The organism is Rhodocytophaga rosea (genome assembly GCF_010119975.1).
Lineage (GTDB): Bacteria > Bacteroidota > Bacteroidia > Cytophagales > 172606-1 > Rhodocytophaga > Rhodocytophaga rosea.
In genome coordinates, this window is sequence record NZ_CP048222.1 from 1,906,141 (window position 1) to 1,921,603 (window position 15,463).

The window sequence follows — 15,463 nt, forward strand, 5'->3', positions numbered from 1 at the left end:
AGATCACAATATTTACGCATAAAATCTATTAGTTTCGGGAAAAAGTGCGTAACTTGTTACCTCAAAACTAATAGTAAAACCAGTAAATTTAACACAAAAACTTTCAAAATGACTGATAAATCAGCAAAGTTAAAAGCCTTACAGACCACCATTGAAAAGCTGGACAAAACATACGGTAAAGGTACTGTGATGAGGTTAAGCGACGAAAAAATAGTAGATATTCCTGCTATTTCTACCGGCTCCCTGGGCCTGGATATCGCTTTAGGAATTGGTGGCTTGCCCAGAGGCAGAGTTGTCGAGATATATGGCCCTGAATCTTCCGGTAAAACTACGCTTACCATGCATTGCATTGCCGAAGCGCAGAAAGCCGGTGGCCTGGCTGCTTTTATTGATGCAGAACATGCTTTCGACCGGACCTATGCACAAAAATTAGGCATTGATACCGAAAACCTGTTGATTTCACAGCCTGATAATGGAGAGCAAGCACTTGAAATTGCTGAACACCTGATCAGTTCTGGTGCTATTGACATTATTGTTATTGACTCTGTTGCTGCCCTGGTTCCCCGTGGTGAACTGGAAGGTGAAATGGGCGACAGTAAAATGGGTTTACAAGCCCGTCTGATGTCACAGGCCCTGCGTAAACTGACCGGCACGATTAATAAAACCGGCTGCTGCTGTATCTTTATTAACCAGTTGCGTGAAAAAATCGGTGTGATGTTTGGTAACCCCGAAACCACTACCGGTGGGAATGCCCTCAAATTCTATGCTTCGGTTCGCCTGGATATCCGCCGTATCGGACAAATCAAAGAAGGGGCAGATAACATTATTGGTAACCGTACCAAAGTAAAAGTGGTTAAAAATAAAGTAGCTCCTCCTTTTAAAGTGATTGAGTTTGACATTATGTATGGAGAAGGTATTTCTAAAGTAGGTGAAATTCTTGACCTGGGTGTAGAATTAGAGATTATTAAGAAATCTGGTTCCTGGTTCTCCTATGATGGCAACAAACTTGGTCAGGGACGGGATGGTGTAAAAAATATCCTGCAGGACAATCCGGAACTGATGAATGAGATCGAAAACAAAATCCGCGCTAAGATCAAAAGCGGCGATGTAGCCGTAGGTGAGGAAAAACTTGCCAAAGCTGGTGTAAAAGCCCCGGTAGAAGATTTTGAAGACGAAGCATAATTCTCTATTTTTTTAGATATATAAAAAGCCATACAAGTTTGTATGGCTTTTTGCTTTTAATGGGCCAATAGGTTTATTTCTCTATATGCTCTGTGCCTTTGCTGATTTACATCATGAATGAAATTGATGATTGTCAGTGTGATTGGTAAATAAATAAGCTAGGTTGTGTTGAGCTTTCCACTGTATAAAGCTTCTGGCAAAGACCCATACCAGCTAAAAGTCTGATCATGTTTATCAATCATTAAATAATTCGATGCACAATGATACAGCCCAATCTTCCCCTCAGAAGTGAAGTAACCACAAACAGATTTGCGTACTATACAGCCATCCTTACAACAATGGTAGCTATCGTAACTTTTGCTATCGCTATATTCACCCCACCACTATCCGGGCCTTTATGTGCAGAGGGTTGCCTGGAATATCCTTTTACTGATATTAGTTCGCGTTTTCCAAGAGATTATTTCTGGATGTACCCGGCTATAGTATTGATGGTACTTTATGTAATACTGATGGTATGCATTCACCAGCAAACGGCTGAGGAAAATAAGCTATTCAGCCAGCTTGGATTAAGCTTTTCCTTACTTTCGGCAGTAGTTCTCCTGATAGATTATTTTGTTCAAGTAGCCGTAATTCAGCCAAGCTTGGTGAATAATGAAACGGAAGGTATCGCCCTAGTAACACAATATAACTCACACGGAATTTTTATCGCCCTCGAAGAACTGGGATATTTACTCATGAGTTTTTCATTCTTTTGTGTAGTACCCGTTTTTTCAAGAACAAGCCAGCCCGGAAGATCTTTGCGGTGGGTATTTATCACAGGTTTTTTACTTACCCTGGCTTCCTTTATTATCATTTCTCTTGTATATGGCATTCACCGGGAATACCTATTTGAGATAGTCATAATCACGATCGATTATATAATACTGATTGTTGGTGGAATACTCTTAAGCAAAATATTCAAACGTGAAATACCAGCATTTAGGTGATGAGACATATACAACTGTTATCTCTCAGGATTGAAATTTACAGTTGTTGTATGGTTTGATATATTTGCAAAAAGATTTGTTGATGCCCTAAGGCAATTTGCACAAGCTTATATAGAAGTACTCATTTTAGTTTTATTCAGCCGGCCAGGTAAATATAAAAGTAGATCCTCTGCCCTTCGATTCTACCCAAACTTTTCCGCCTTTCTCCGAAGTTATTTTTTTTATAATAGATAATCCCAGGCCTGTACTATCTTTCACGCCTGAGGTGTGGAGGGAGTAATACATTTTAAATATTTTCTCATGGTGTTCTTCATCAATACCTGGCCCATCATCTTTCACAGCAAACTCAAAAAAAGACCCTTTCTGCTGGCTGCTGATGGAAATATTCCCCTCTGTTTTATCATGATATTTAATGGCATTTTCAAGTAGGTTTGTAAAAATCTGGCGCAGATAAATCTCCTCCGTATGTAACATAGGCATATCCTGTCCAATATGAATGCTAATTCCTTCAGGAATCATGATCGTATCTTTAATCTCATGTAAAAGCGTAGCTACATTTACACTGGTCTGTTCCAGATTCTGCCGTCCGGATTTTGCGTAGGATAAGATACCTGTAATTAATTTTTCCATGCGTTGTACCTGTTCACTCAGCATATCAAATTGCAGGCTAACCTGTTCATCACCAGTGGACAATGCGAATTTTTTTAACAGACGTGTAATTCCTTCTATGTTGCGCAGAGGCGCTTTCAGGTCATGGGAAACGGTATAAGCAAAATCTTCCAGTTCTTTGTTCATCTTTTGGAGTAATAGATTCGCCTCTTCCCTTTCCTTTAACAGCGCCGTTACATTTTCGTGTAAGGCTTTAATTTCATCCATCTGATGCTCGGTTTGCATCTGTTTAATCTGTAGCGCCTCCATTACTTCCAGAATCTGGATATTCTGTTGTTTTATCTCTTCATAGGGAGAAATACTCATTTCATGCGAGAAATATTCATTCCAGCCTTGTACTATGGTTTTATTAATGGGCGGATGATTGGCAGGTATTTTTTTTAATAAATACACTTTGGTACCTTTATTATTTTCGCTTTGTATAGTGAAATGATCTACCAGTTTTTTAGCATTAGCAATTCCCCACCCTTTACCTGTTGTGGCTATAACATTCCGTTTTAAGATCTCTTCTACATTCGGTATCCCTCTGCCAAAATCTATAATCAAGGCTTCGATATACATGCTTCTTTCAAGCTCTCCAATGCTAAACTTAATGGTTCCTTCTCCCACATGTTCCAGTACATTTCTACAAATCTCAGAAACTGCTGTGGCAAACTTTGTCTGGGTAGGTATAGCCATACCGGTTAATTGTGTTAATTGTTTGGCTCGCTTATAGGCAAGTACAATATCCAGTTCATTCACTAAACTGATCTTCACAATATTCTGGTGAACATATTTTAGCATAAGCTTATTTATTATTCTTGCCTACAATTACTAATACATCATCTGTCCGGCGGGTGTGATCTTTATATAAAACGGCTGCAATTATACTCGCATCATGTCTTTTCAGAAGAGGGTATTTACTTATGTCCCATTTTGATTTTAATCCATCAGAATGTAGAATCAGCAAAGAACCTTCACTCCAGGGGTGAATATGATTATTGATCGTATTAGGGATGTTATGACCTAAAGTCCCGTTATAAGACAATAAATTTTTAGAGCCATCTATTGAAACAATCTTACCAGCAATATTGCCAATTCCACAAAAAGTAAGTGAATTTTCTTTAGGATGCATAAGGGTAATTGCTCCTACAGCGCCCCTCGTTTTGCGTATATCTTCATGAATATGTTTCAATACCATTACCGGATCATCGGATAAATTTTCTGTAAAGGATTGGATGGCTTCCGATGCGGCCTCATGTGCATGCTGGCCATGTCCTAAACCGTCCAGGGTAACAATAGCCCATTTATTTTGATAAGGCAATATATACCATCCATCTCCACTATATGTCTCCCCGGATTTAGCTACCATTACAGCACGTACTTGAATAGATTCGGGTTCACTTTTAGGTTTTTTGCTTTTATCATTAATATATACCCGCGACAAAATGATGGTGCCATTTCCAGGTAATGAATATAAATCAAAATCATCAGACAGGCGTTTAATGGCACCCAAGCCTTCTCCTTTCGAGCCTACGGTAGAGAATCCATCTTCCATCATCCGCTGCGGATCGGCCATACCTGGTCCATTGTCTACCGCTATAATTTCTATGCCTGTCACTTTGTCTTTCCCGGTAAGTTTTACCAGGATTTCTCCCCCCTGCGTAGTATGTTTGATCAGGTTGGATGTTAGTTCAGATATGATAATATCTATTTTACCGCGTTTGTTTTCGCTGAAGCCGTTTTCCTCTGCCAGTTTTTGTATTTCCCTTTTGATGATATTAAAATAACTTCTATCCGCAACCGGAAAAAGCTGATGCGCATTAAATTCCATTTTTCCAGCGGATAATTGTAACAGTAGTACCTTTGCCTAGTTCACTTTTAATATCAAATTCATTTACAAGTCTTTTGGCCCCAGGCAGCCCTAGTCCCAGACTTTTTCCGGTAGAAAATCCATCCTGCATCGCCTGTTTGATATCGGCAATTCCAGGGCCTTTGTCAGAAAAAGTTAGTTTAATTCCGGTAGTTCTCTCTTTGCTAATCACTTCCAGCAGCACAGTACCGCCATTGGCATATTTTAGCATATTACGCACCAGTTCACTTGCGGCAGTAATGAGCTTGGTCTGGTTGAGGATACTCATGCCGATTTTAGTGGCAAATTCTTTTACCCGGTTCCGAAACAGAATTACATCTTGCTCTTTTGTAATCTGCATGGATTCTTTAGTCATTACGATCATCTTCTTCCTCTTCTGTTTGGTTAGATCCAGCTTGGTCGTCACCAATCCGCTTTTGAAGAAGTTCCATCCCTTTTTCTACATTTAAAGCGGTATGTACACCAGATAAGGTTAATCCTAATTCTACCAGGGTTATAGCCACGGCAGGCTGCATTCCTACCACTACGGTTTCAGCATCCATAATCTTAGTCATAGAAGCGATATTTCCCAGAATTCTTCCCATAAATGAATCCACAATGCTTACCGCAGAAATATCTATCAATACCCCCTTTGCTTCTGTATGGCTCACCATATTTATCAGATCACTTTCTAAACTGAGCGCCAGCCGGTCGTATAAATCTACCTGTATGGTAACCAGCAGAAACTGACCCATCTTAAGTATTGGTATTCTATCCATTGGTCTGCCGGTTTTTTTCTATCTTTTTCACTTCCAGGCTCAGCATAGAGAATGCTAATTTTAATGCACTGGCAAGGGAGGCTTTGGTTTTAATATGGGAAAGGTCAATGCCTAAATGAACAATAGTCTGGGCAATTTCCGGCCTGATGCCGCTAATGATACATTCGGCACCCATGAGCCTTGTAGCGCTTACCGTTTTTAACAGATGTTGTGCGACCAGTGAATCTACCGCAGGTACGCCGGAAATATCCAGAATGGCAATGCTGCTTCCGGTCGTTACAATTTCCTGCAATAAATTTTCCATCACGATCTGGGTGCGCATGCTATCGAGTGTACCAATAATAGGCAAGGCCACTACCCCTTCCCATACCCTGATGACAGGGGTAGAAATTTCACTCATTTCATCAGTTTGCCTTACAATTACTTCTTCCCGGCCTTTAATAAAGGTTTCAAAGGTAAGGATGTTTAAACTATCGAGCAGTTTATGGATAGTAGTAAAAGCTTCATACAGTGTCTTTGGATCTTCTGAATATTCTTTTTCCAGCAATTGGGAAAGGGCTTGTTTCAAGCTCAGCACAAACAGCCCTGTCTCCCTAGGAGAAAACCCTTTTCTGGCTCTCGAAATAGATATTTCATTTAAAATATCAGTTACCGGCTCAAATTCCCTGGATTGAATATTATCTAAATTGTCGGAATTGAGGGCTTTGAGAAAAGTAGTTAGTAGTTCGTCTGATTGTTTTCGCAACTCGTCGTTAGACATTAAATCATCCCGAAGTGTTTGGTCCTCAAGTTGATTGTTCATCCATGCTTCTAATACTTGCTTTTTATTTTTCTGTAAAAACTTAAAGGTTTGGTTTTTCATATTTGCCTAATCGTGTTAATAAAAATAATCTAGTCGGGTATGGGTGAGTGGGAGTAAAAATATAAATAATAGATAGATCAGAATTAAAAAATAATTAAATATTGAGCGCTGAGCTGTTTATTCTAAAAATAGTTTTTTACTATTAAGTAAACTGTAATATACTATTTCTTGCATTATTTACCAGATACTTTTTCCATTCAAGACAAACAGATTGTATCAAGATGTAAAAGTGCCTTTATCTATGTTAAAAACTCTAATACATAGCATCCTTTTTAACATTACCGACCTTTATTACCCCTGATTTCCTTTACCGGATACAGCTATTTTTCCTCATCAGGAAATGTAATGGTTATAACTGATACCTGAGAAAAAATAAAGTAATAGCTATAAATACCGAAACATACAAGGAAGCAGTATGATTAGTGTAAGTGCAAGTCCTAATAAATCCAGAATGCCGGATCATTTCCTAAATATTACTCCACCACCTATAAAAGCCAGCGCTACCGACATAGCATAACTTTTATAATTAGCCACAATAAAGAATCTGGGTTCTATTTTATATTTGAGCCCACATACCGGATAATAGTAATTTGTTTCTGTGAATTTGTTTAGCTGGAGGTTGCTATATTTGAAAATATCCTCTTGTCTACGCCGGGGACACTTTGCTTCTACTATAGCTTGCAGTTTTGAGGCGTTTTTCATATTCCCTTCTGCTATTGCGGTACCAGAAATAAGCTATCACGCAAAAAATAGCATAAGGAGTTGCCAGTAAAAATAAGATTCCTTTATTTAAGCCGGCACCGATGGAGCTTTCACCAGAGCTGACATTATTTTCTACCGTAGCCCGGCACATGGCACACTGAGCATTGGTTTCTTGAGGTAAGAGGCTCAGCAGGGTTAACAAACAGATTACAATCCACGCCTTTTTTACCAGTAGTTTCATCATTGCAGTAAAAATTTATCTATACTTTAACAGTTTAAGGTTGCGATAGGTTCGCCTGATTAACTATAATACGGCCTGATCATCAGGTATACAATTACACCGGTAACGGCTACATATAACCAGATAGGAAACGTCCATTTAACAATTTTGCGGTGTTTCTGGTATTGCTTAGAGATACCAAAATAAATACTCAGCAGTACAAACGGAACAACCACAGCTGCTAAGATAATGTGTGTTAGCAATATAAAAAAGTATACACCTCTGATAAATCCTTCACCCATAAACTTAGTAGCCGGAGCCTGGTAATGATAAATTACATAGGATATTAAAAAAACAGATGATAACACAAAAGCTGTAATCATAGCCGTAATGTGATATTGTTTTTTCCCTTTACGGATAAAAATAAATCCGGAAACGAGCGCTATAGCTGTAGCAGAATTGAGAACGGCATTCAAATGAGGTAGGAAAGATACATTCAGGTCACCCAGTTTGCCTGTTTGCGGAATAAACATCAGAATTGCTACTACCACCGGAATTACTACCGATAGAATTCCAATGATAATCAAATAGGTGTTATTTTTTTTCTCCGAAATTTCAACAGGGTGGTTCATACAAACTTATTGCGTTTTATAGTGGTCTATCAGAATTTTTATTTCAAGGTTCAGGCGGTCTACATCTTTGGGATCAGTACCATTATAAAATCCCCGGATGTGGCCTTCCTTGTCTACCAGAATAAACTTATCTGTATGAACAAAGTTCTCTTCAATGTCTGCACTTTGCAAATTTCCTTCTTTAGCAGTTACAAAATATCCTCTTTTTGCTAAATTATATAACTGGCTTCTGTCGCCGGTCAGCAGAGACCATTTTCCTTTTACAGCGCCATATTGCTGGGCATAATTTTGTAAAGCCTCCACAGAATCATGTTCCGGATCGACTGTATAGGATAGAATGACTACATCCGGATTATTGAGAAATTGCTCCTGTACCCGCTGCAACTGGGACGACATTTTTGGACAGATACCTGGGCACCTTGCAAAAAAGAAATCAGCCACATGAATTTTTCCTTTTACTATTTCGCCAGTTACCTGGGTATTATGCTGGTCTGTGAGGTTAAATCCTGGTACGGTATGGAAAACGGTATCCATTATCTCTTTGCCATCTACTACACTTGTTTTCATCAGTATTTCACCGCTTGTAGAATCAAGCTGAGGAATATACCTGGGAAGAGAATACTCGTTCCGGCCAAAGTTTTTCAGAAATAGAAATGCTAAAGCCGGTATTACTAACAGCAAAATTAGCAATCCGGCTTTTAATGGGGTACGCATAAATTTATCTTACTTGTAAAATGGCATCGCCTTCTACCAGTAAGGCTACAATAAACCATACAATGAAAGCGAGCGGAACCACAATAGACCATATCAGGGTTTTTACTTCCCCTTTCAGGTGCATAAACTCACCCACAATATAAAATGCTTTTACCAGGGTCATCAGTACGAAAATAGAAACCCGGAACCAGCCATGGGTCATAGTGAAGGCAATTAAGAATTCCAGAGCCGTAATCGCAAACAGTATCCAGAAAGTACGCCATATCACTTTTGTTTGTGGTTTAGCTACGCCACCGGTTGAAGCATGATGTTGGGAATCAGAATGTCCAGCCATTGTTATTATCTGTTTTATAGTAAAAAATCTTGCTCTTATTAATTATTTTATACGAAAATAGATTGAATTAAATCAGGTAGAAGAAGGTAAACACAAATACCCATACCAGATCTACAAAGTGCCAGTATAAACCTACTTTTTCTACCATTTCGTAGTGGCCCCTTCTTTCATATACGCCAGTGGCAGCATTAAAGAAGATAAGCATGTTCAGGATAACCCCACTAAATACGTGCGTTCCATGAAAGCCTGTGATAAAAAAGAACAGATCAGCAAAAGCCGGAGGGCCATACTGATTAATGACCAGATTTGCACCAAAAATTGTTTTTTCTACCACATTTCCATTTTCAATTAACCGCACCAGTGAACCATCCTCAGTTCCGTGTATAAAGTGAGCCCATTCCCAGGCCTGGCTGCCCAGGAAAGCAAAACCGCCCAGAATTGTCCATAACATCCATTTTTCCACATCATGTTTGTCGTTCCGGTGACCCGCTTCTACCGCCAATACCATCGTTACACTGCTCATGATGAGAATAAACGTCATAATACCCACAAATACCAGCGGCAATGAATAACCATGTAAAAAGGGTACGGCTTCATATACTTTTTCCGGTATAGGCCAGTATGCCTGGGAGAATTTAAAGGCACCATGTATTTCCGGGTTATACGCAGTATGACTGAAACGGATTAATCCGTAGGTAATGAGTAAAGCAGAAAAGGAGAAAGCATCAGATAAGAGGAAAAACCACATCATCAGTTTGCCGTAACTTGCCTTTAAGGGCTCGTTACCACCATCCCAGATGCTGCCTTTCTTTTTGGGTTTATCAATTACCGTACTTGCAGTTGACATGTGAAAAATCGATTTAATGGTTAATTAATAAGAAAACGAACAAATATAGCCAAAGAATATCTAAAAAATGCCAGTAAGTAGTGCACATTTCCATACGTACCATACTTTTTGCATGTATTTTAAACTGGAAAGAAGCGATCAACATAATCACCAGAAATACCAGTCCGGTAACCAGGTGTACAGCATGCAAGCCGGTAAGTACATATAGAAACGAACCGGATGGGTTGCCTACAAAGAACACTTGCCGGTCTACCAACGCTACCCAGGAATACCATTGTCCTACCAGAAACGCAATTGCCAGCACGACTGTTAATACCATGCCTGCCTTTAGTGAATTCAGGTTATCTTTTTTGGCACTGAAATATGCCCATTGTATGCTTATACTACTTGCCAGCAAAATGGCAGAATTAATCCAGAAAATAGCAGGCAATTCAAATTCCAGCCAGTTTCCTTCGGCCCTTCTTACCAGATAAGCGCTGGTAAGGGCGGCAAAAATCATAACTATACTTACAATAAACAACCATACAGCGAATTTCTTCGGATGCATTGACAGTGGCTGCTGTGGCTCTTCCTGCCACAACTCAATCTCTTTATTACTTATTTTTTCAGTTCTCATCAGAATTACACTTTATCGAGCAGGAAAGCAATCTGCACCACAGGCAGGTAAATAAACGAGCCAAACATCATTTGCAGGGCAGCTTTCCTGGAACATTCTTTCATTAAATAAAACGTCTGCATTAAAAATAAAGAACCACATACTACCGCAATTAAGGCAGCATTGATTCCGGTGATACCAAACTTAGCCGGCAATATACCCAGCGGTATCAAAAACAAGGTATAGATCATAATCTGGAAGGCGGTGTGTAAATCACGTCCACCTCCGGAGGGAAGCAGTTTAAAGCCAGCTTTTTTGTAATCTTCATCCAGCACCCAGGCAATGGCCCAGAAATGCGGAAACTGCCAGATGAATTGTATGGCAAATAAGGTAAATGCTTCTGTAGATAGCATATTGGTAGCTGCTACCCAGCCGATCAAGGGAGGCAAAGCACCTGGAAAAGCACCCACAAATACAGCAACAGGACCTACTCTTTTTAAAGGTGTATATACAAAAGCATACAATACCAGCGATAGAAAAGTTAATAGTCCGGAAAGCAGATTGATATAGGTAAATAACAGGTACAATCCCCCAAATCCTAAAATTAAAGCAAAGATAGTAGCTTCTTTTATAGTCAACCGGCCCGAAGGCAAAGGGCGATTTGCTGTACGGCGCATGAGTTTATCCAGGTCTACTTCAATAATCTGGTTAATGATATTTGAAGCACCGGTTACCAGAAAACCAGCCAGGGAAAATATAATCATTCGTACCCAGTCTATGGGTTGGCTGGAAGCCAGCAAATAGCCAATGGCTCCAGAAAAGGCAACCGTAAACGAAAGCCTGAATTTCAATAAGTCGAAATAAGCACGGGTTTTTAAAGCAAATGAGGCTGTACCCGTTTCAATCTGGTTTTTAGTAGTAATCATCTGTAAGATAATTGTTTATCTGTGAGTGAAACAGCTGTATTAGAAAATACTTTCTCCTGGTTCAATAACAGAAGCAAAATAAATTGTATACCTATCGCTACTACGGCTAACAGTAAGTGTACCGGTTGCAGAAAAGCAGGAATTCCAAAATACGCCATTCCTACACCTGCTATAATCTCAGCAATAATAGTGATCAGCAATAGTTTTGTATAGAAATAAATCATCCCTTCTCTGGCTGTCCCTTTCATCAGTGTATAGAACAGATATACGTGCGCAAACAAAATTAACGTAGAAAATGTACGGTGAATATAAAAGCTAGTGCCTAATTGTCCGATCCAGTTTATTCGCTGACTTTCTCCCAGGGCAAGCGCAATTTCATCAATTGTCTCCCGGACCTGTGTGCCTAATACAATCTGTATCAAAGAAGCTGTTACCAGAAATAGCAATAATTTATTAAGCAATGGCTTGTTGGCAACAGTTCCTACAGCTACTTTCCCTGTAAAAGACCTGGCTACTGTATATATAAGTATACATACAATTACAATCGCCACCAGCATATGTATCGTTACCATCCAGGGAGCCAGATTAGTGGCTACCACTACTGATCCCAGCCATCCCTGAAAACCTACCAGAATAAAGCTTAACAGGCTCAGATAAAAGATCACTTTATCTGATTTCAGGTAAGGAATAGAATAAAGCAAGGTGATAAAAACAAAAATACCAATTAGGGCACCTAATAACCGGTTGAGGTATTCTGTCCAGGTTTTATATACATTAAATTCCACTTCTGCATAACCCCTGTCATGATATACCTGCTGGTAATCAGAAGGGAGCTGAGACACCTCCGTAGGTGGAACCCAGCTCCCAAAACATTTCGGCCAGTCAGGACATCCCATTCCGGAACCGGTACTTCTTACAATTCCTCCCACCAGGATCAGCAAATAGACAGCAACAATGGTAACAATACCCGACTTCTGAAACCTGTTATATTTGTTGCCTTTGCTCATCTCCATCTGCTTTCACTGATTGTAGTTTTATTCTGTATCAGAATTATTCTTCACATTCTGGTCAGCCCCTGCACTTCCCTTAGGTATATGATGATCTTTTACGGTGGGTGCATTTATACCCTCGCCTCTTTCATACACTACGCCAGTTGCCGGATCTTCAATATCATTTCCTATCAAACCCTGCTCGTGTGGGAAATTAGATTCCGGTGTAGCCGAGAATGGAATATGCTGTGGAATAAAATCTTCAGGTGCGCCAGGTTTGCTGTAATCATAGGGCCATCTGTACACGGATGGGATTTCTCCTACCCAGTTACCATGTCCGGGATGTATTGGAGCTGTCCATTCAAGCGTATTGGAGCGCCAAGGATTCTGGGGTGCCCTTCTTCCACGGAAAATGCTATAGAAGAAGTTAAATAAGAACACCAATTGTGCTGCGCCAGTCATGAAGGCGGCAATACTAATGAACTGGTTCAAATCTAAGTATGTGCTGAACGCATCAAATCCGGTGAAAGAATAATACCTGCGAGGGAAGCCGGCAATTCCAATGTAGTGCATCGGGAAAAATACCAGATATACGCCTACGAATGTAAACCAGAAGTGAATGTATCCCAGTTTTGCATCCAGCATACGGCCAAACATTTTCGGGAACCAGTGATACACACCAGCCAGCAATCCAAATGCAGAAGCACTACCCATTACCAGGTGGAAGTGGGCCACTACGAAATAGGTATCATGCAACTGAATATCAATAGCTGAGTTACCCAAGGCAACGCCTGTTAAACCACCGGAAATAAACACCGATACCAGGCCAATAGAGAATAGCATGGCTGGCGTAAATATGATATTACCTTTCCATAAAGTAGTAATATAATTAAATGCTTTTACCGCAGAAGGCACAGCAATAATTAATGTCAGGAACATAAATATAGAACCTAAGAATGGATTCAGCCCAGATACAAACATATGGTGCGCCCATACTACGAATGACAGAACTGTGATAGCCATCATAGAACCAATCATGGCACGATAACCAAAGATGGGTTTTCTGGAATTGGTAGCAATAATTTCTGATGTGATCCCTAAGGCAGGCAATAATACAATGTATACTTCCGGATGGCCCAGGAACCAGAACAAGTGCTGGAATAAAATCGGGCTACCTCCTACATGGTTCAATGCTTCTCCACCAATATAAATTTCCGACAAATAGAAACTTGTTCCGAAAGACCTGTCGAAAATTAGCAACAAGGCAGCGGCAAACAATACAGGGAAAGAAAGTATGCCAATTACCGCTGTAAGGAAAAATGCCCATATAGTTAAGGGAAGCTTGGCAAAAGACATCCCACGCGTTCTCAGGTTAATTACTGTTGTGATATAGTTTATACTTCCCAGCAATGACGATACAATGAAGAAAGCCATACTTACCAGCCATAAAGTCATCCCCAAGCCAGAACCACTCATGGCCTGTGGCAAGGCACTCAATGGCGGATATATTACCCAACCTCCACCGGCAGGACCAGTTTCAAGGAATAAGGAAATAAACATGATCACGCCAGACAGGAAGAAGAACCAGTAGGAAAGCATGTTTATAAAACCAGAAGCCATATCTCTGGCTCCGATTTGTAAGGGAATCAGGAAATTACTGAAGGTTCCGCTCAAGCCGGCTGTTAGCACAAAGAACACCATAATGGTTCCGTGCATGGTAACCAGAGCCAGATAGAATTCAGGATCTAACTTACCACTGGTACTGATCCAGTCGCCCAGAACAGGTTTTAGCCAGGCCATATTTGCTTCCGGAAAACCAAGCTGTATCCGGAATATCATAGATAATGAACCACCCAGCACCGCCCAGAAAATACCGGTAATCAAGTATTGTTTGGCAATTACTTTATGGTCTTCACTAAAAATATATTTGGTGATAAAATTACCATGATGGTCGTGATCATGATCATGGTCATGATCGGTATGGGCATCGTGCCCAAGTTCTGTTACGTGAATATCTGCCGCTGACATATAGAGTATGTTTTAGAGTTTATTGTATCGAAGCATTCGATTTGGTTGTAACTACATTCGGATTAACCGGAACCTCTGCTGGAACAGGCTGTGAATCTGTAGCAGAAGTAGCATCACCTGCAGCAGGCTCACCACCTTCAGGACCAATTACTTTTAATGCCTTTTCCTTCAAATTAGCAGGTACTTTGGCCATATAATCTCTGTTTTTAGAAAGCCATGACTGCTGTTCGGCATACCATTTATTATACTCAGCTTCTTCCACCACTACGATTTGAAAACGCATGCTAAAATGGGCTCTTCCGCAGATTTCAGTACAAGCCATTTCATAGTTGAATTTAGGATTGTTGAGTTCATCCCGCATTTCCTGAGTAGTTTTGGTAGGCGTAAACCAGAACCTGGTAGGCATACCTGGTACAGCATCCATCTTTAAACGGAAATGTGGCACAAATACACTGTGCAATACATCTCTGGCCCTGATTTTAAACAATACTGGTTTACCTTTAGGCAGATACATCACTGGTGCTGTAAAATCATCGAAATTCTTCTCATCGGCGAAATCCATCCCATACTCATTGGTGGCATCAATCAAACGGAAATTATAAGACCCCATTTGTTTGTCTTTACCGGGATAACGGATAAGCCAGTTCCATTGTTTACCCATTACTTCTACTACTTCTGAATTTTCGGGTGCATCAGCCGTAATATCCCGCCATACTTTCCAGCCGGATAACACCAGTAGGGTAAGTACAATAGCCGGAATAATCGTCCATACTACTTCCAGCTTATTGTTATCAGGATAAAAACTAGCTACCCTGCCTTCTTTATACTGGTATTTGAAAGGAAAATAAAACAACAAAATGTGTGTGGCTACAAATACAGCTCCAATCACACCCATAGAAATCCAGAACAGGTCGTCTATGTCTTTGCCATGCGCTGAAGAAGGTTGCGGCAAAAAGAACTCAGATGCCGAAAAAGAGGACCAGACCGCAGCGAAGCCACCAACGATAAAGAACACCAGAAACAAGGCTGCATTGATCCTGTTGCTTGTATCTACCCGTTTTTTGTGGGTTCCCCGTACCACTGAGATCAGAGTTCCTACCCTGAAGATCATAAAGAGTATGACCACAATCAGAATAGCCCCGATACCTAAAATTATATTTACCATAT

Annotated in this window: 17 protein-coding genes; 2 read left to right on the forward strand and 15 right to left on the reverse strand. The window is 40.2% G+C overall.

The genetic code is table 11. The features are described 5' to 3' along the window. Positions 1–108 precede the first annotated feature (108 nt). Positions 109–1,182, forward strand: coding sequence for a recombinase RecA (recA, locus tag GXP67_RS07970; RefSeq protein WP_162442649.1), 1,074 nt, complete (start codon positions 109–111; stop codon positions 1,180–1,182). Between the two features lie 260 nt (positions 1,183–1,442). Beyond that, positions 1,443–2,168 (forward strand): hypothetical protein, encoded by a 726-nt coding sequence (locus tag GXP67_RS07975; protein ID WP_162442650.1) that lies wholly within the window; start codon positions 1,443–1,445, stop codon positions 2,166–2,168. 132 nt (positions 2,169–2,300) lie between these two features. Here GXP67_RS07975 and GXP67_RS07980 read toward each other — a convergent pair whose 3' ends face one another. The 15 genes from GXP67_RS07980 to GXP67_RS08050 all read right to left on the reverse strand — a co-directional run bounded on the left by GXP67_RS07980 (position 2,301) and on the right by GXP67_RS08050 (position 15,461). After that, entirely contained in the window at positions 2,301–3,620 is a 1,320-nt protein-coding gene (locus tag GXP67_RS07980; RefSeq protein ID WP_162442651.1) for an ATP-binding protein, read from the reverse strand. Between the two features lie 4 nt (positions 3,621–3,624). Next, positions 3,625–4,650: an ATP-binding SpoIIE family protein phosphatase gene (locus tag GXP67_RS07985; protein WP_162442652.1), complete on the reverse strand. Its 1,026-nt coding sequence runs from the start codon at positions 4,648–4,650 to the stop codon at positions 3,625–3,627. Further along, positions 4,640–5,044, reverse strand: coding sequence for an anti-sigma regulatory factor (locus tag GXP67_RS07990; RefSeq protein ID WP_162447842.1), 405 nt, complete (start codon positions 5,042–5,044; stop codon positions 4,640–4,642). Before GXP67_RS07990 ends, GXP67_RS07985 begins: the two co-directional genes overlap by 11 nt. Beyond that, positions 5,037–5,447 carry an STAS domain-containing protein gene (locus GXP67_RS07995; RefSeq protein WP_162442653.1) on the reverse strand — a complete coding sequence of 137 codons (411 nt, stop codon included), beginning with the start codon at positions 5,445–5,447 and terminating at the stop codon, positions 5,037–5,039. Before GXP67_RS07995 ends, GXP67_RS07990 begins: the two co-directional genes overlap by 8 nt. Further along, positions 5,440–6,309, reverse strand: coding sequence for an STAS domain-containing protein (locus GXP67_RS08000; RefSeq protein WP_162442654.1), 870 nt, complete (start codon positions 6,307–6,309; stop codon positions 5,440–5,442). The genes GXP67_RS07995 and GXP67_RS08000 overlap by 8 nt, the downstream gene beginning before the upstream one ends. 646 nt (positions 6,310–6,955) lie before the next feature. After that, positions 6,956–7,255: a CAMCR motif-containing small membrane protein gene (locus GXP67_RS08005; protein WP_317170121.1), complete on the reverse strand. Its 300-nt coding sequence runs from the start codon at positions 7,253–7,255 to the stop codon at positions 6,956–6,958. Positions 7,256–7,311: 56 nt separating this feature from the next. After that, complete coding sequence (locus tag GXP67_RS08010) at positions 7,312–7,863, reverse strand: DUF420 domain-containing protein (protein WP_162442655.1); 552 nt, start codon at positions 7,861–7,863, stop codon at positions 7,312–7,314. Between the two features lie 6 nt (positions 7,864–7,869). Then, on the reverse strand, positions 7,870–8,577 hold the full coding sequence (locus tag GXP67_RS08015) for an SCO family protein (protein WP_162442656.1): 708 nt from the start codon (positions 8,575–8,577) through the stop codon (positions 7,870–7,872). Positions 8,578–8,581: 4 nt separating this feature from the next. Continuing rightward, the gene (locus tag GXP67_RS08020; protein ID WP_162442657.1) at positions 8,582–8,911 is read right to left on the reverse strand and encodes a cytochrome C oxidase subunit IV family protein; all 330 of its coding nucleotides are present in this window, start codon (positions 8,909–8,911) and stop codon (positions 8,582–8,584) included. 67 nt (positions 8,912–8,978) lie between these two features. Further along, a complete protein-coding gene (locus GXP67_RS08025) occupies positions 8,979–9,758 on the reverse strand; it encodes a cytochrome c oxidase subunit 3 (RefSeq protein WP_162442658.1) in 780 nt (259 codons plus the stop codon). 13 nt (positions 9,759–9,771) lie between these two features. After that, positions 9,772–10,374, reverse strand: coding sequence for a cytochrome c oxidase subunit 3 (locus GXP67_RS08030; RefSeq protein WP_162442659.1), 603 nt, complete (start codon positions 10,372–10,374; stop codon positions 9,772–9,774). Positions 10,375–10,379: 5 nt separating this feature from the next. Further along, a complete protein-coding gene (gene cyoE, locus GXP67_RS08035; protein ID WP_162442660.1) occupies positions 10,380–11,279 on the reverse strand; it encodes a heme o synthase in 900 nt (299 codons plus the stop codon). Further along, positions 11,276–12,292 (reverse strand): COX15/CtaA family protein, encoded by a 1,017-nt coding sequence (locus GXP67_RS08040; protein ID WP_232065036.1) that lies wholly within the window; start codon positions 12,290–12,292, stop codon positions 11,276–11,278. Before GXP67_RS08040 ends, cyoE begins: the two co-directional genes overlap by 4 nt. Positions 12,293–12,313: 21 nt before the next feature. Further along, positions 12,314–14,296, reverse strand: a complete 1,983-nt coding sequence (locus GXP67_RS08045) for a cytochrome c oxidase subunit I (RefSeq protein ID WP_162442661.1) — start codon at positions 14,294–14,296, stop codon at positions 12,314–12,316. Positions 14,297–14,315: 19 nt separating this feature from the next. Next, on the reverse strand, positions 14,316–15,461 hold the full coding sequence (locus tag GXP67_RS08050; protein ID WP_162442662.1) for a cytochrome c oxidase subunit II: 1,146 nt from the start codon (positions 15,459–15,461) through the stop codon (positions 14,316–14,318). Between the last annotated feature and the right edge of the window lie 2 nt (positions 15,462–15,463).

Excerpts from the sequence above, each read along its gene's own strand:
- recA (WP_162442649.1), top strand. The coding sequence starts at position 109 with ATGACTGATAAATCAGCAAAGTTAAAAGCCTTACAGACCACCATTGAA.
- GXP67_RS07975 (WP_162442650.1), top strand. The coding sequence starts at position 1,443 with ATGATACAGCCCAATCTTCCCCTCAGAAGTGAAGTAACCACAAACAGA.
- GXP67_RS07980 (WP_162442651.1), bottom strand. The coding sequence starts at position 3,620 with ATGCTAAAATATGTTCACCAGAATATTGTGAAGATCAGTTTAGTGAAT.
- GXP67_RS07985 (WP_162442652.1), bottom strand. The coding sequence starts at position 4,650 with ATGGAATTTAATGCGCATCAGCTTTTTCCGGTTGCGGATAGAAGTTAT.
- GXP67_RS07990 (WP_162447842.1), bottom strand. The coding sequence starts at position 5,044 with ATGACTAAAGAATCCATGCAGATTACAAAAGAGCAAGATGTAATTCTG.
- GXP67_RS07995 (WP_162442653.1), bottom strand. The coding sequence starts at position 5,447 with ATGGATAGAATACCAATACTTAAGATGGGTCAGTTTCTGCTGGTTACC.
- GXP67_RS08000 (WP_162442654.1), bottom strand. The coding sequence starts at position 6,309 with ATGAAAAACCAAACCTTTAAGTTTTTACAGAAAAATAAAAAGCAAGTA.
- GXP67_RS08005 (WP_317170121.1), bottom strand. The coding sequence starts at position 7,255 with ATGATGAAACTACTGGTAAAAAAGGCGTGGATTGTAATCTGTTTGTTA.
- GXP67_RS08010 (WP_162442655.1), bottom strand. The coding sequence starts at position 7,863 with ATGAACCACCCTGTTGAAATTTCGGAGAAAAAAAATAACACCTATTTG.
- GXP67_RS08015 (WP_162442656.1), bottom strand. The coding sequence starts at position 8,577 with ATGCGTACCCCATTAAAAGCCGGATTGCTAATTTTGCTGTTAGTAATA.
- GXP67_RS08020 (WP_162442657.1), bottom strand. The coding sequence starts at position 8,911 with ATGGCTGGACATTCTGATTCCCAACATCATGCTTCAACCGGTGGCGTA.
- GXP67_RS08025 (WP_162442658.1), bottom strand. The coding sequence starts at position 9,758 with ATGTCAACTGCAAGTACGGTAATTGATAAACCCAAAAAGAAAGGCAGC.
- GXP67_RS08030 (WP_162442659.1), bottom strand. The coding sequence starts at position 10,374 with ATGAGAACTGAAAAAATAAGTAATAAAGAGATTGAGTTGTGGCAGGAA.
- cyoE (WP_162442660.1), bottom strand. The coding sequence starts at position 11,279 with ATGATTACTACTAAAAACCAGATTGAAACGGGTACAGCCTCATTTGCT.
- GXP67_RS08040 (WP_232065036.1), bottom strand. The coding sequence starts at position 12,292 with ATGGAGATGAGCAAAGGCAACAAATATAACAGGTTTCAGAAGTCGGGT.
- GXP67_RS08045 (WP_162442661.1), bottom strand. The coding sequence starts at position 14,296 with ATGTCAGCGGCAGATATTCACGTAACAGAACTTGGGCACGATGCCCAT.
- GXP67_RS08050 (WP_162442662.1), bottom strand. The coding sequence starts at position 15,461 with ATGGTAAATATAATTTTAGGTATCGGGGCTATTCTGATTGTGGTCATA.